General features: G+C 72.7%; 9 protein-coding genes. 2 read left to right on the top strand and 7 right to left on the bottom strand.

Annotated features, from left to right (window positions below):
* Window positions 1–430: 430 nt before the first annotated feature.
* Window positions 431–2,746: an ATP-binding protein gene (locus tag QSK45_RS04015; RefSeq protein ID WP_285553204.1), complete on the bottom strand. Its 2,316-nt coding sequence runs from the start codon at window positions 2,744–2,746 to the stop codon at window positions 431–433.
* A gap of 321 nt (window positions 2,747–3,067) precedes the next feature.
* On the opposite strand from QSK45_RS04015, the gene QSK45_RS04010 reads away from it, so the two are divergent.
* Window positions 3,068–3,790: a DUF4232 domain-containing protein gene (locus tag QSK45_RS04010; protein WP_285553202.1), complete on the top strand. Its 723-nt coding sequence runs from the start codon at window positions 3,068–3,070 to the stop codon at window positions 3,788–3,790.
* A gap of 94 nt (window positions 3,791–3,884) precedes the next feature.
* Here the strand turns inward: QSK45_RS04010 and QSK45_RS04005 are convergent, their stop codons facing one another.
* Window positions 3,885–4,646: a hypothetical protein gene (locus QSK45_RS04005; protein WP_285553201.1), complete on the bottom strand. Its 762-nt coding sequence runs from the start codon at window positions 4,644–4,646 to the stop codon at window positions 3,885–3,887.
* Window positions 4,647–4,834: 188 nt separating this feature from the next.
* Here QSK45_RS04005 and QSK45_RS04000 point away from each other — a divergent pair, with 188 nt between their 5' ends.
* Window positions 4,835–5,134: an NIPSNAP family protein gene (locus tag QSK45_RS04000; RefSeq protein ID WP_285553199.1), complete on the top strand. Its 300-nt coding sequence runs from the start codon at window positions 4,835–4,837 to the stop codon at window positions 5,132–5,134.
* Window position 5,135: 1 nt separating this feature from the next.
* Here QSK45_RS04000 and QSK45_RS03995 read toward each other — a convergent pair whose 3' ends face one another.
* The 5 genes from QSK45_RS03995 to QSK45_RS03975 all read right to left on the bottom strand — a co-directional run bounded on the left by QSK45_RS03995 (window position 5,136) and on the right by QSK45_RS03975 (window position 13,982).
* Window positions 5,136–8,684 (bottom strand): nSTAND1 domain-containing NTPase, encoded by a 3,549-nt coding sequence (locus QSK45_RS03995; RefSeq protein ID WP_285553197.1) that lies wholly within the window; start codon window positions 8,682–8,684, stop codon window positions 5,136–5,138.
* Window positions 8,685–8,919: 235 nt separating this feature from the next.
* Window positions 8,920–9,936, bottom strand: coding sequence for a hypothetical protein (locus tag QSK45_RS03990; RefSeq protein WP_285553195.1), 1,017 nt, complete (start codon window positions 9,934–9,936; stop codon window positions 8,920–8,922).
* Entirely contained in the window at window positions 9,933–11,927 is a 1,995-nt protein-coding gene (locus QSK45_RS03985) for a hypothetical protein (RefSeq protein WP_285553193.1), read from the bottom strand. The genes QSK45_RS03990 and QSK45_RS03985 overlap by 4 nt, the downstream gene beginning before the upstream one ends.
* Window positions 11,924–12,676, bottom strand: coding sequence for a toll/interleukin-1 receptor domain-containing protein (locus QSK45_RS03980; RefSeq protein ID WP_285553192.1), 753 nt, complete (start codon window positions 12,674–12,676; stop codon window positions 11,924–11,926). Before QSK45_RS03980 ends, QSK45_RS03985 begins: the two co-directional genes overlap by 4 nt.
* Before the next feature lie 13 nt (window positions 12,677–12,689).
* Entirely contained in the window at window positions 12,690–13,982 is a 1,293-nt protein-coding gene (locus QSK45_RS03975; protein WP_285553189.1) for a helix-turn-helix domain-containing protein, read from the bottom strand.
* Between the last annotated feature and the right edge of the window lie 22 nt (window positions 13,983–14,004).

Raw genomic sequence — 14,004 nt, 5'->3', positions numbered from 1 at the left:
CTCCCGGACGGCACGGCCTCAGCGCCTCGCCCGGCGCCCGCTGCCCGCACCGGTCAGAGCCGGACCGGCCGACGGCTCGGCCGAGTCCGGTCTCCCCACGGCCACCGTCGGCACCCTCCGGGGCCACGCGTCGTCACGGCCGCCGTACCAACCGGCCGACCGCCGCGTGGTGGTGTGCCGTGTGCGGTGCGTGAGGCTCGTCGCGGGTGTCCCGACGTGCCGGCCGCCGAGGAGCAGGGCGCCGGAGGGGAGGGACTGATCACGCGCGATCCGGGCCTGAACGGCCGCAGGGCCGGGTCCGTGCGGCACCCCGCTGCGGGCGGCAGCTCCGCGCCCGCTGAAACGCGGACGGGGGCTGCTCGTCACCGGCGGGGTCACCGGTGGACCGGCGGGGTCACCAGTGGCCAGAGCCTCGGCCCCACGCCGTCGCTCACCTGGCGGCGCCCGCCTCGTCGAGGGCCGTGAGGGCGGCCGTGGCCTCGGCCTGGCGCGGGCTTCGCAGCTCGGTGAGGTCGTCGCGGGCGGTGAGCAGCGTCGCACGGGCCTCCGGGTGGGCCATGGCGCTGAGGACGTGGCCCAGGTCGAGGCGGGCCGGGCCGGCCCAGGCCGGCATGTGGGCGGCCTCGAAGGCGGCGAGGGCCTGGCGGAGGGGTGGTTCGGCCTCGGACCAGCGCTCCAGGGCCGCGAGGTCGTTGCCGATCTGCTGTCGGGCGACGGCGCGGTACAGCGCGATCAACTCGTCGGTACGGCCCGGGATTCCCACGCGGCAGATCCGCTCGCTGCGGCGGTGGGTCTCCAGGGCCTCCGCCGCCCGCCCGGCCTGGCGGAGCAGCGTGCCGAGGGAGTTGAGGATCGTCAGCTCGCCCAGCCGGGCCTGCGGGGAGTCCTGCGAGGCCAGGCAGCCGGCCGCCTCGCGCAGCCGCGCGTGCGCCTCCTCCGTCCGGCCCTGCCGGTGCAGCGCGCCCGCGCCGTACCCGAGTGCCCAGCCTTCCTGGAGGCCGTCGCCGCAGTCGCGGGCCGCCACGAGCGCGGCGTCGGCGGTCGACAGCGCGGTGTGGGGGTCGTGGAGGCACATGTTGTAGGCCCAGGCGAGGTAGTTGAGGTGGACCGCCTCGTCCCGGCTGCTGCCCAGCACACGGGCGGAGTCCGAGGAGCGCTGGAACACCTCGACCCACTCTTCCCAGTGCTGGTTGAGATCGGAGAACCAGTGCATCGCCTGCGCCGTGTCCACGACCTGCCGGTGCCGGCCGGTGCTGTGGGCCCGGCGCAGCGCGGCGAGCCACTGGGCCCGTTCGGCCTCCAGCCAGGCCCGCGCCTCCTCCCGTCCGGTGGGCGCTCCGTCCGGGTCCGGGTCGCCGTCGGTCTCGCCGAGGGCGGTCCCGTCGTGCTCGACGTCGAAGTGCAGCGCCGCGGCCGTGGCCCGGCGCAGCATCCAGCGCGCGGTCCGGTCGAGGGCGGCGTCGCGGATCTCGGGACCGTCCTCGGCGGCGACCTGTTCGGCCGCGTAGAGCTTGAGCAGGTCGTGGAAGCGGTAGCGCTCGGCGGTGGCGTCGCTCTGCAGCAGCCCGGCGTCGGTCAGTTCCTCGGCGCAAGCGACCGCCTCGTCGTAGGACAGGCCGGCCAGGAGCGCGCCGGTCTCCGGGCTGAAGTCCGCTCCGGCGGCCAGCGACGCCCGGCGCAGGAACGTCCGTGTGTGCGAAGGCAGTTGACGGTACGAGAGGGCGAAGGCGGCGCGCACCCGCAGGCTTCCGGCCTGGAGTCCGTCCAGTCGTCGGCCCTCGGCGGCGAGGCGGGCGACGAGCTTGCTCAGGCGTTCGTGCGGGCGGCTGAGGAGCCGTTGCCCGGCGATCCGGACGGCCAGCGGCAGATGTCCGCACAGGTCGGCGAGATCGCGCGCGGCCTGCGCCTCGGCCCGGACCCGGTCCGGGCCGATGATGCGGGTCAGGAGTTCCACCGCCTCCTCGCGCCGCAGCAGGGCCAGGTCGCTGCGGTGGACGGACTCCAGACCCGCGAGGGAGTGGCGGCTGGTGACGATGGTCAGCGACCCGCCGGTACCCGGCAGCAACGGGCCGACCTGGGACTCGTCGACGGCGTTGTCCAGGAGCAGGAGCACGCGCCGGTCGCCGACCAGGGACCGCCACAGGCCCGCGCGGTCGTCGGTGCCGGCCGGTATCGCGGCGTCGGCGATCCCCATCGCGCCCAGCAGCCGGGCCAGCGCGTCCCGGGGTGCGGTCGGCTCCGGATCCATGCCGTGCAGGTCCAGGGCGAACTGCCCGTCCGGGAAGTGCGGGGCGAGGTGGTGCGCGGCGTGCACGGCGAACGCGGTCTTGCCCAGACCGGGTTGACCGGCGACGACCGCGACCGCCGGCCGGTCCGGACCGGTGTCCCGGGCCAGCTCCAGCAGCCGGGCGAGGGCCGGGCCGCGGGCGGTGAAGTCCTGGATGTCGCGCGGCAGGGCCAGGGTGCCGGGGGTGACCGGGTCGGTGGCCGCACGGGGACGCGGGCGGCCCAGCGCGGCGGACTTCTCCAGGGCCGCCGCCTCCTCGTCGTCCAGGCCCAGCGCCTCGGCCAGCACCTGGACCGTACGGCGTTGTGGCCCCCGGGTGCGCCCGCGCTCCATGTCGGCCAGGGCCCTGACACTCACCCCGGACGTGTGTGCGAGCGACTCCTGGCTCAGCCCGGCGCGGGCCCGCAGCCGGCGCAGTCGCTGCCCGAAGTCCCCCGTGAGAGGCGTGTCACCACGCACCGTCGACGTCCCCGATCGTCCGGCTCGTACGGATGCGAGCCCCCGGCAGAAGTATGGCCGACGACACTTCTGCCGGGAGAACCACCTGGGACGCGGAACCCGCAGGTGGTGAACTCAAGGCAGGGCGCAGAACACCGAGTTGGCGGACTCCGCGGTGCCGGGTTCGGCGAGTTCGCGTGCCCCTGCCGTCCGCTTCCGCCCGCGTCCTGCCGTCCGACTAACGGCCGGGCGAGGGCGATCGAGAACCGTGCGACACCAGCAGTACGACTTCGGCCGAGGCCACCGAGCCGCGGCCCCGAACCACTCACGGGGGAAATCTCCATGAACACGCTTCACCGCTCCGCCCTGCTCGCCGCCGCGGGCACGGCCCTCGTCCTGTCCCTGACCGCCTGCCAGGGCGACGGGGACACCAAGTCCTCGCCCGCGCAGGGGACGTCGGTGACGGTGCAGTCGCCGAGCGGCGACGGCAGCGGCAAGGGCACGACCGGTTCGAACGGCACCACGGGCGCTACGGCCTCGACGGGCTCCACCGGCACCGGCGGCTCCACGGGGACGTCCGGCTCGTCCGGCTCGTCCGGTACGGCGGGCTCGACCGGCTCGACCGGCGAGCAGGCGTCCGCCTCCACCCCCGTCTGCGCCGCGCGGGACGTCCACATCACCGCCGCCACGCAGGGCGGTGCCCCCTACACCCACATCGTCCTCACGGCGAAGAACATCTCCCGCCACTCCTGCCGGCTGACGAGCTTCCCGCACATCCAGTTCCTGGAGAGCCACAAGCAGGACGTGCCGGCCGTCGCCAAGAGCAAGCCGGCCGCACCGGTCGTGCTCGCGTCGGGCGGCCCGGCCTATGCCCTGGTCAAGCTGTCCGACGGCGGCCGCGACGAGGACAACGAGCCCGTGACGGCGTTCTCGGTCATGCTTGAGGGCGACCCGACGGTCATCGCCGTCAGCGCCCCCGGCAGCGACGGCATCGCCGTCGACCCGGCGAAGGCCCTCACCGGCTACTGGACCCCCGAACTCCGCAACGGGGCGGACGACTTCTGACCCCTCCGAGGCGACGACGGGCGTAACGGCCCACCAGGCGAGGCCGTGGCCGGGGCCGTCCCGCGGGTCCCGGCCAGGGCCTCGACCCCTTGGACTAACTGCTCCACGGGTCCACGCACGACGGGGCGCCGGCACACGCCCCGACCTTCACGGCCGGCGCCGCTCCGTCGCCCTCGCCCGACCCGGCCGCCATGCCGATGACGGTGAGCAGCACCACCGCGAGCACCAGGCACAGCGGGACCAGCCCCAGGATTCCCCGCGGGCGCGCGAACACCGACTTACCGGGGTTCAACGGAGGCCGGTGCCCGGCCGCTACCGGCTCCGGGATACGGCGGATGGTGGACAGGGCGGCGAGGTTGATCAGCAGCGTGATGGGCGTGATGACCACCGACATCGGCCCCCACCACCCCTGCACCATGGTGTCGGCCTGCATCTCCCGGAAGGTGGCCAGCCCACAGGTACGGCACATCGTCCCCTTGCGGCGCAGGGAACGCATGACCACGATCATGCCCTGATGCCCCCGCACCGTGACGGGCGCCGCGGGCACCGCCCCGCATATCTGACACCCCTCCATCGGACCGCTGTACGGCTGCGCCTGCTGGTACGGGTCGGGGGTGGGTGCCTGCTGGTACGGGCCGGGCATGGGTGCCTGATACGGGCCGGGCGCGGGTGCGTGCTGGTACGGGCCGGGCGTGGGCGCGTGCTCGTACGGTCCGGCGTGCGGTGCCGCGGGCGCGGTCGGCCCCTGCTGCTGCGCATACCGCCCCGGCGCGGACGCGTACGCCCCCGGAGCCTGCGCGTAGGGGCCGGGCGCCTGCTGGTACGGCCCTGGCCCCTGCTGGTACGGCCCCGGCATCTGCCGAGGGCCGGGATACGACGGTGGCGTGCTCAACTGCGACCTTTCGAAGGGTGCATGTCAGATCTGACAGAACGGCACCGCAGCCTACTCATCCGGCCCGCCATGCCCGCGCCACGGTGAACACTGGCGTACGGTCGTACCGGTCAACCCGGACAGCACGCCGACTCGACAGGGAAGTGCCCCCGATGCCAAGGACCACCCAACTGCGCACCTATACCGCCCGAGACGGTTTGCTCGACGAGTGGGTCGAGCGATGGCGCCGCGACATCGTGCCGCTGCGACTGGAGTTGGGGTTCGAGATCGGTGGGGCGTGGGTGGACCGGGAGCGGAACCAGTTCGTCTGGCTGATCTCCTACGAGGGCCCGGAGACGTTCGCGGAGCGCAACGCGATGTACTGGGCGTCCCCGCAGCGCAAGGCGATGGGGCTCGATCCGGACGACTACCTCCTGAGCACCGACGACCGTACGGTCGAGGAACGTTACTGATTCAGCACCCGGGACCCGGCGGCAGCAGATGCTGTCGCCGTTCCTCCGCGTCCAGCGTGCGGAAGACGCGGCCACGCGCCCGCGCCTCCAGCCGGTCGTAGTCCGGGTCGGCAGGCCAGACGCGGGCGGTGCGGTCGGTGGAGGCGGTGAGCAGACGGGTCCCGTCGGGGGACCAGGCGACCGAGGTGACCTTGTCGCGATGGACGCCGATGACGGCGAGTTCCGCGAAGGTGGTCGCCGACCAGAGCCGTACCGTCCGGTCGTCCGAGCCCGTCGCGATGCGGCTGCCGTCGGGGGACCAGGCGATGGCACGCACTCGGCCCTCGTGTCCCTTCAGGACGTCGATACGGCGGCCCGTCGCCACGTCCCACACCGCGGCCGTCCAGTCGCCGGACGCCGTCGCCACCCGGGTCTCGTCGGGTGACCAGGCGGCGTCCTCGACGTAGTTGCCATGGCCGCGGAGCACGGTCAGCTGGCTGCCGTCGGAGGTGTCCCACAGGCGGCAGGTGCGGTCGTCGGAGCAACTGGCCAGGCCGCGACCGCTCGGGGACCAGGCGACTCGGCCCACCCAGTCCTGGTGGCCGGTCAGCTTGCGCAGTTCGGTGCCGTCGACGGCGGAGAGGATGCGGACCGTGCCGTCATGGCTGCCGGTCGCGATGCGGCGGCTGTCCGGGGACCACGAGCAGCCCTCGACCGGCTCGCCGCGCAGCTCGAAGACCGTGCCGCCGGCGGATTCCACGACACGCAGGACGCCATCCGCCGTACCGAGGGCGAGCCGGTCGCCGTACGGTGCCCACGCCACGCTCCACCCGCGGGCGCCGAGCGACGCCAACGGCTGGACGACGTCCCCGGTCTCGGCGCTCCAGATCCGGGCGGTGCCGTCGTCGGAGACTGTGGCCAGTCTGGTCCCGTCGGCGGACCAGACGGCCTGGTTCACCGGGCCGTCATGCCCCTGTAGCCGCACGGACTCGCCGCCCCGAGGCTGGAGGTCCCATACCCGGCCGGTGCCGTCGGTCGAGGCGGTGGCCAACTGGGTGCCCGACGGCGACCATACGACCGTCCACACCGTGTCGGTGTGGCCGCGCAGCACGGTCACCACCTTGGCGTCGTCCACGCGGACCACTTGGACGGTGCGGTCGGACGACGGGGTCGCCAGCAGCCGTCCGTCGGGGGAGAAGGACGGGTTCCACACGTAGTCCGCGTGGCCGCGCAGCAGGAGCAGTTGTACCCCGGTGCCGGCGTCCCAGACGCGCGCGGTGTGGTCGCCCGACCCGGTGGCCACGCACCGGCCGTCCGGCGACCACGCGATGCCTTCCACGAACTCTGTGTGCCCGGTCAGGATCGTCGTGGCCAGGCCCGTTTCCGTCGTCCAGATGACGGCCGTGCGGTCATGCGACGCGGTGGCCAGACGCGAGCCGTCCGGGGCCCATGCCACGCCCCACACATCACCGGTGTGGCCGTGCAGTTCTTGTACGAGCTCGCCGCCCTCGGCGTCCCACACACGGACGACCTGGTCCCTGAAGGAGGCGGCGATCCGGGACCCGTCGGGCGACCAGGCCACCTGCCGCCCGATGTCCCCGGCACCGGTGAGACGGCGGACCGGCGCGCCGGACCGCACGTCCCAGACGCGTACGACCTGGTCGCGTCCGGCGGTGGCGAGCATGGTCGCGTCCGGTGAGAAGGACACTGATTCGACCATGGCGTCGTCGCACGGCAGCACGCGCAACTGCCGCCCCGACTCGGCATCGTAGACGCGAGCGGTCCCGTCCCGGGACGCGGTGGCCAACAGCCGGGCGTCCGCCGACCACGCGATGTCCCGGACCGTGTCCGAGTGTCCCTCCAGACGGAGCCGGGCGTGGCTCACGGCCAGGGCGGTAAGCAGTCCGCGTCGCGCGGCCGGTGTGGGCGCGCACTCGCCGAGCGCGGCGAGGGACAGCAGCAGCGCCCGCTCCGGCTCTGCCTCCGCGCCGGTGATGACCTGGCGGCCGATGCTGTCCGAGACCCGGCTCAGGAAAGCCAGGTCACGGCGCTGCGAGGCGTCCACGAGCGCACGGGCGGGCGTCGACGCCTGTCCGGCCTCCTCCAACGCGTCCAGCCAACGCTGGGCCACGGCGAGCCGTTCCCCGGTGAGAAGGTAGTCCGCGCTGCGCCCGGAGTGCTCCCAGTCGGCAGCCCACCGCTCCAATTCGGCCCGCTCCCGCAGCCGTTCCGCTCTGGCCTCCGCTTCCTGCCGCAGCGGCGCCCACTGCCGGAACAGCGCCTCGTGCGTGACCTCGGCGTACGCCTCGCCGGCCGCTCCCGAAGCCGTGGCGTCGGACCGGATGAGACGCGCATCGATGAACGCGTCCACCACATACCGTTCCCGATCACTGAGTTCGGTCAGCGAGACCGGTCGGCGGGCGAGGTCCCGCTCCTCCAGCGTCACGAACCTGAGCAGCACCCGCAGGACGAAGTCGACGCCGTCGGGGCTGTCGAGCGCCGCCACCGTGTTGTCCGCCTGCCGGGCGAGCGCCCCAGCCACTCCGCCGAGTCGGTGGTACGACTCCTCCGTCACCGTGTTTCCAGGACCACAGACGAAGTACAACTCCTGGAGCAGATAGGCGAGAAGAGGCAGCGCGTCATCGGTTCCGGTGTCGTCCACGATGGTCTCCACCAGACCGGGGGCGAAGGACATCCCCACCAGAGCGCCGGGCCGTTCCACGACGCGCACCAGCTGTGCGCGACTCAATGTCCCGATGGCCACGGGATGTTGGAACATGGGCGCGTGGCCGGTCCCGAGCAGCCGGCCCAGCAGGTCCACACGACACGTGGCCAACACCCGGACCGAAGACCAGTGCCGGAGGCATGCGCGCACGGCGTCGAGGAACTGGTCCCGTTCTCGCTCGCTCGCCAGGGTGACGAGTTCCTCGAACTGATCGATGACGATCAGGATCCGCCGGTGCGGGCTGCGCAGACGTGAGAGCTCGGCGGCCAACTCCCCTGGTCCGCGCCTGAGTCGTCGCAGTATCGCGTCGGCCGTGTCGCCGCCCTCGCCCGCAGCGGACAGAGCTGTCGCCAAGGCGTGCAGCGGGTTCGCGCCCGGGGAGAAGGGTGGCAGGATCGTCCACCGGCGCTTGCGCAGCCGGGGCAGCACGCCGGCGCGGACGAGCGAGGACTTGCCACTGCCGGACGCGCCCGTCAGCAGCACGAACCGGTCGGCGGGGCCAGGAGCGGCGGTGTTCAGCCGACGCGTCAGCTCGGCCGCCTGGGCCTCCCGGCCGAAGTAGACGGCCGACTCGTCCTCGCCGTAGGCGTCGAGACCCGGATAAGGGACCCGGTCCCGTGGCCACTCCGTCTGCTCGGGCGCCGGGTTCTCCAGCCGGTACACGACCACCTGCCCGACCACCATCGCGACGATCAGCAACCCGATGGCCGGAACGGACCCCCGCCGGATGACCTCCAGCACCCAGGGCCCGCGGTTCGTACTGGTGGCGTAGTTGGTGGCGATGCCGAGCAGGCAGGCGACCAGCGCCAGCAGGATCTGCAGCACCACCTGTAAACGAGACCTCATGCACCATCCCGGCCGGGCGAGGAGCGGCCTGTACGTTCAGTCGGCGTACGGACACACTCTGTGGACGGTTACGAGTATCTTCCGTCGCTCTGGGCGCTGTCGAGCGCATGGGCGGCCTGGCGCAGCAGCGTGAAGGACTCCAAGGACGACTCACGGGGCCTGAGGGAGCGACTGCGGCTACAAGAGATGTGACCCTGGTTCCTCGGCGCAGCCGGTGGCACGCCTCCGGCCCGTCCTAATCGGCGTCACCCCCCGGAGGGGCGAAGCGGCGCAGCAGTTCCTCGGCCGTCTCGTAGCGGTTCTGTTCTTTGAGGATGTGGGCGAACTGGGCGGCCAGCATCTCTCGTCGGGGGTCTCCGTCCGTGAAGCCCATGGCGTCGAAGAGGTCCGAGACGTGATCCGCCGCCGACCGCTGCCGCGTGGGTTCCTCTGAGTGTTCCGTGGTGATCGGTTCGTCGGGGCGGGGCGGTGACAGGAGATCCTGGAGACGCGCGGGGATGTCCGAGTCGTTGGCCGCCGAGGTGAGTTGGGCGAGCAGGCCGAGATCGGCGACCGTCTTCTCCACGTGTTCGTCGTTCTTGGCGAGCCACCAGACCACGGCGCTGCCCGTGTCCTTGAGCACGTCCTCGCCCAGATACTGACGTCTGCTCTGCTCGTACGTGCGCTGGTGTTCCCAGACCGCCTTGTCCTTGCGGACCTTGGCGAGCCGGTCCAGGCGTTCCTGGTCCTGGGGGAGCAGGGTGAGACTGATGTTCTCGGCCATGGCCTGGAGTTGTCCCGTGGGGTCGGGGAACATCCGGCTGAGGAGGCCGCCCAGTTCGTGTTGGACGAGCGAGGCCTGGCCCGGCTCGCGCTTCTCGGTGAGGGCGCGGGCGCGGTTCAGGACCGTTTCCGCGGCGAGCCCCGAGGGGTTGAGGACGGGGGCGCTGCCCGGCGATTCGACCAGGTACCACCGTACGGTCGCCGAGAAGACGAAGTCGTAGTCCTCCCGAAGACTGGGCAGCGCCACCTGGCTCACCTGGCAGTCCGTGCGCTCGACGGGCGGTGCCGTGAGCTGCTCCTCGAATACGACGGGCACCGGCCCGCGGCGCGCGGCGGCGATCCTCATGGCGGCGGCCGGCAGGACGACGAGCAGAACCGCCAGCGTGGCCCACGCCCAGGCGGGCCACCGCTCGGTCAGGCCGACGATGGCCAGCAGCAAGGCGCACAGAATGGTGAGGAAGACGGTCGTCGTCTTGCGCGCGGTCGTCACGGTCGTGTCCCCCTGGTCGATGACGGTGGCGGGCCGGCCGGGCGGAGGCCCTGGGCCACACCGATCTTGTGCAGCAGCAGTCCGGTCGTCCCGGCGGCACGCACGGGTCCCCCCGGAGCCGTACGCTCGGCGGCGCGGGCGGCCGCGTACAGCGCGGCGAACATCTCACCGCGCCGCTCCCGGCCTTGCTCCGCCGCGCCGACGAGTAGATCGAGCAGCGACTCGCCGACGTGGTCCGCGTCTTCGGTGGCCCGGTGCAGCCAGGCCACCGCCTGCCGCTGCCATGCCGTCCGGGGCAACTCGGCGAGTACGGCGCACCAGCAGGCGGTCAGGCAGCGTCGCACACCCGCCTCCTCCACCAGCGCGCGCGCCGTACGGGTGGCGTCCGTCAGCAGCTCCGGGTCGCTGACGTGCAGGAAGATGGTGAGGTCGGAGGGTGTGGGGCCGCCGTGCCTGATGAGGCGGTCGAGCAGTGTGCGGTAGAGCCGGCCGCTCCTCGCCACCAGCGCGCGCAGCGCGTCCCGGGCACGGGTGGTTCCGCGTTCGCGCCGGGCCAGGTGGTACAGCCGGTACAGGGCCATGTCCGGGTGGTTGGACGCGAGGACGTCCGCGCACACCTGGACGAGCACCTGGGCGAACTCTGCCGTGAGACGGTGGTGGGCGCACCACTGGTAGATCCGCTTCCGGAAAGACCCGCCGTGCGCCGGGTCGTCGAGCCCGCGGGTCAGCGCCCGCACCGCGGCCTCCAGACGCACCTGGACCGCCGACTCGGCGCTCCACTTCTCGGCGAGCGACGCGAGCCCCTCCGGGCGCCCGGTGCGCAGGTACTGACCGGCCAGCCGCGCCACCAGATCATCACGGACGGCCGGGGTCAGGTGCGGATCGTCGAGTTCCACGACGTCCGCCGCCCACGCTCCGAGGTGGGGGCGCAGGTCGGGCATGTGGTCCCAGAAGTGGGCGCGGACGGCGGAGTCGTAGTCCAGTTCGGTGAACCGCACGAATCCGTCCGCGTCCGCGCCGGCCCCGATCTCCTTGAGCCGCTCGGCGAGGTCCTTGTGCTGGAGCAGCGGGATCTCTTCCGAGCCGGGCCCGAGGGCCTCCAGCAGGAGTGCCGCCGCGCGGTGCACGACGTCGGCGTGCGCGTCGTGCAGCAGGGCGACGGTCACCAGAAGCGCGCGCTGGGATGCTTCGGGCAGCCGTCTCACGAGCTCCGCGACCTCCTTGCGCCGGTCGTTCCGCGCGCCCCTCGCGGTCGCACACCACTGCGCCAACCCGTCGCCGGGCCGAGCGGACGCACGGGCCCGGCGCACCAGGTCGGCGAGGTCCGCGATCTCCCGCATCGGCCGCTCGGCGACGAACTCCTCGGTTTCCTGGTCGAGTTGTTGCATGTACTGCTCGTACGGCAGCCCGTGCATGCGCAGGTGCCGTCTGAGCACCTGACGGCCCGGGGGCCGCCGGATCTCGACCCGGAAGCGCTGGAGATCGGGGTCGAGGGTGTCGCGGTGCGGCATGACGACCACGAGACGCGCGTTCTTCTCGTGGACGGACTTGCGGAGGGTGGACAGGCCGGCCCGCGCGGCGGACCACCGGGCGGCGTCGGACAGGTCGAGCAGCAGACGGTCGCCGGCTCCGACCAAGCCCGGGTCGTGCAGCGGGAGTTGCTCGTCGTCGCCGGCTGCCAGCTCGCTGTAGACGCCGCTTTCCCGGTGGTACTCGTGCAGGAGCACCTTGGCGGTCGAGCTACGGCCGCTGCCCGGGGCGCCGTCGAGAATGACGGTGCCGGTGTCGGCGAGCGTGGCGCGGGCCTCGCCCATGTTGGCCGGGGCGACCAGCATCCTTCGCAACCAGACGAGCTGGTCGTCCGCGACCTTGCGGAAGGCAGGTCCGTGCGGGTTCTGCGACTCGGTGCCCAGGTGCACGTGGAAGTCGCCGCCGCCCGTGTGCGTGAAGGCGTTCGCGCTGTCGATGCGGGTACTGCCGAACGGACTCACCGGCCGTCGTCCTCGCCCCGTTCGGGAGCGTCGTAACGGTGCTGGATGCCGCCGTGGTTGTCGCCCTCGAAGTACGTCATCCCGTTGCCGGAGAAGTGCCGGCCGCCCGAGACGTGCCGGGAGTTCTGGTAGATGCTGCCGCCTCCCGTGTGCACGGGACCGTGGGCGTCCTTGATGACGGTGCCGCCGACGTCTCCGGTGAAGTCGCGGCTCTGCACGGCGGTTCCGCTCATGTCGTCGATCGAGTTGGTGACGGAGCCCTGTGACGCGTTCTCTTCGGCCCTGGTCAGATCGGTCAGGCCGGGGACCAGGTCGGCCACGAGGTCGCCGATGCGCCGCAGGCCGGTCTCGGCGTCCTGGGTGTCGAACGGGACGGACTGGAGGTCGGCGAGCCGGGACAGCGCGTCCGGCAGGGCGGCCTTGTCCAGCCGGGCGGTCCTGCGGCCGTCCAGGATGGGCACGACGGGGACCTCGCAGGTGAACGCCTCCTCGATCTCCTTGCGCACCCAGTCCTCCGGGTCGTTCAGCCGGGTCCGGAAGTTCGTCCAGTCCGGGCCCACGACGGCCAGGAGGAGGGAGGCGCGGCGCACCGTGGTGAGCAGCCTGTCGGGGAAGGCCTCGCCGGGGGTGATGGACCTCGACGCGCGGAAGACGCGGTCACGGCCGAAGCGGCGCTTCAGCTCCTCGTCGATCAGTGCGGCGGTCTTGTCCCCGTCCCCGGTGCGGTAGTTGATGAAAACCTCGTGCATGGTGACGTCTCCTTCAGGAAGTGGACAGGCGCGACAACGTGCCGAGTCGCGGGCCCAGTCGGCGTACGGCAGGGTGGTCCGCGTGCCGGGCGAGCACGCGGGCGAGGCGTCGCAGGTCGGTGATGACGGTCGCCGAGCGCACCGCCGCCACGCCGTCGAGCAGCGGCTCGGTCAGCGCACAGGCGTGGTCGATCTCTCCGGCGGAGGCGTAGGCGAGCGCGCGCCGCACCCCGTACCGCACCCGGGTGCGCACCGCGTCCGGGCCGACCAGGGCGAGTTGCCGGTCGAGCACCTCGCCCGCCTCCTTCGGCCGGCCGAGGTCGACCAGGCACCAGCCGGTGACCATGGCGACGGAGTCGGGCAGGTGCATGGTGCCGATGACCGGCTCGTCGGCATCGCCCTCGTGCCGGGCGAGCAGGTCGCGGGCCCGGTCCAGGGCGTGCAGGCAGGCGGTGCGGTCTCCCGCCAACGCGTGTCCCTGGGCCTCGCGTTGTGCGGCGAGCCCGCGGATCCTGGGCGGCAGCGAGCCGCTCTGGGCGCGGCGGGCCAGGGCGACGGTCTCCGCGGCGTCGTCGCGGTACAGCGTGACCAGCGCCCTGCGGACCAGCGCGTACCCGGCCAGCGCCCGGTCACCGCCGGCGGCCGCGAGATCGACCGCGCGCCGTGTCCACCACAGGGCCGCCTTCTCGTCCCCGGTCTCCTGCACCAGCCAGCCGACGTATTCGGCGTACCGGGAGCCCAGGGCGAGGAGCCGGCGACGGTTGGCGGCGTCGGACTGGGCGGACAGTTCCCGCAGTGTGTGCGTCTGGGCGATCAGCACGGGCAGGAGGAGTCCGGGCGCCACGGACTGGCCGAGCCTTCGGTAGTGCGTGAACAGCGAGCGGGACGCCTCCAGCATGCCCGCGCCCGCGGCCGGGGTCGCCGGGCCCGTACCGTCCGGGCGCCAGGTCATCAGGGAGGCGACACCGGCGCCCATCACCCGGCGTCGCCCCACGGGGTGGAACCGGTTGGGACCGTCCGGTGACAACTCCATGATCCAGTCCTCCTCTTCGACCTGGCCCGGCTCGGGCTCGGCGGGTGTTTCGGGGGTGCCCTTCGGGACGAGGGCGATCAGCTCTCCGTCGGCACCGAGCGCGGCGTCGCACAGCCGGGCGAGGTCGTGACTGGGCGCTTTGATGCCCCGCTCGACCTTGCTCAACTGCGCCTTGCTGTAGTGCACTTCGCTGGACAGGACCGTCAGGCTCAGTCCGGCGGCGAGCCGGCGCTTCCTCAGTTCCTCACCGAACCCGGGGGACGGGTGTGTCACGGAATCCTCCAAAGCCACTCCG

This window comes from Streptomyces hygroscopicus subsp. hygroscopicus (genome assembly GCF_030269125.1).
GTDB lineage: Bacteria > Actinomycetota > Actinomycetes > Streptomycetales > Streptomycetaceae > Streptomyces > Streptomyces hygroscopicus_C.
The sequence above is the reverse complement of the archived record's forward strand: the minus strand, read 5'-3'. Positions and strand labels throughout refer to the sequence as shown.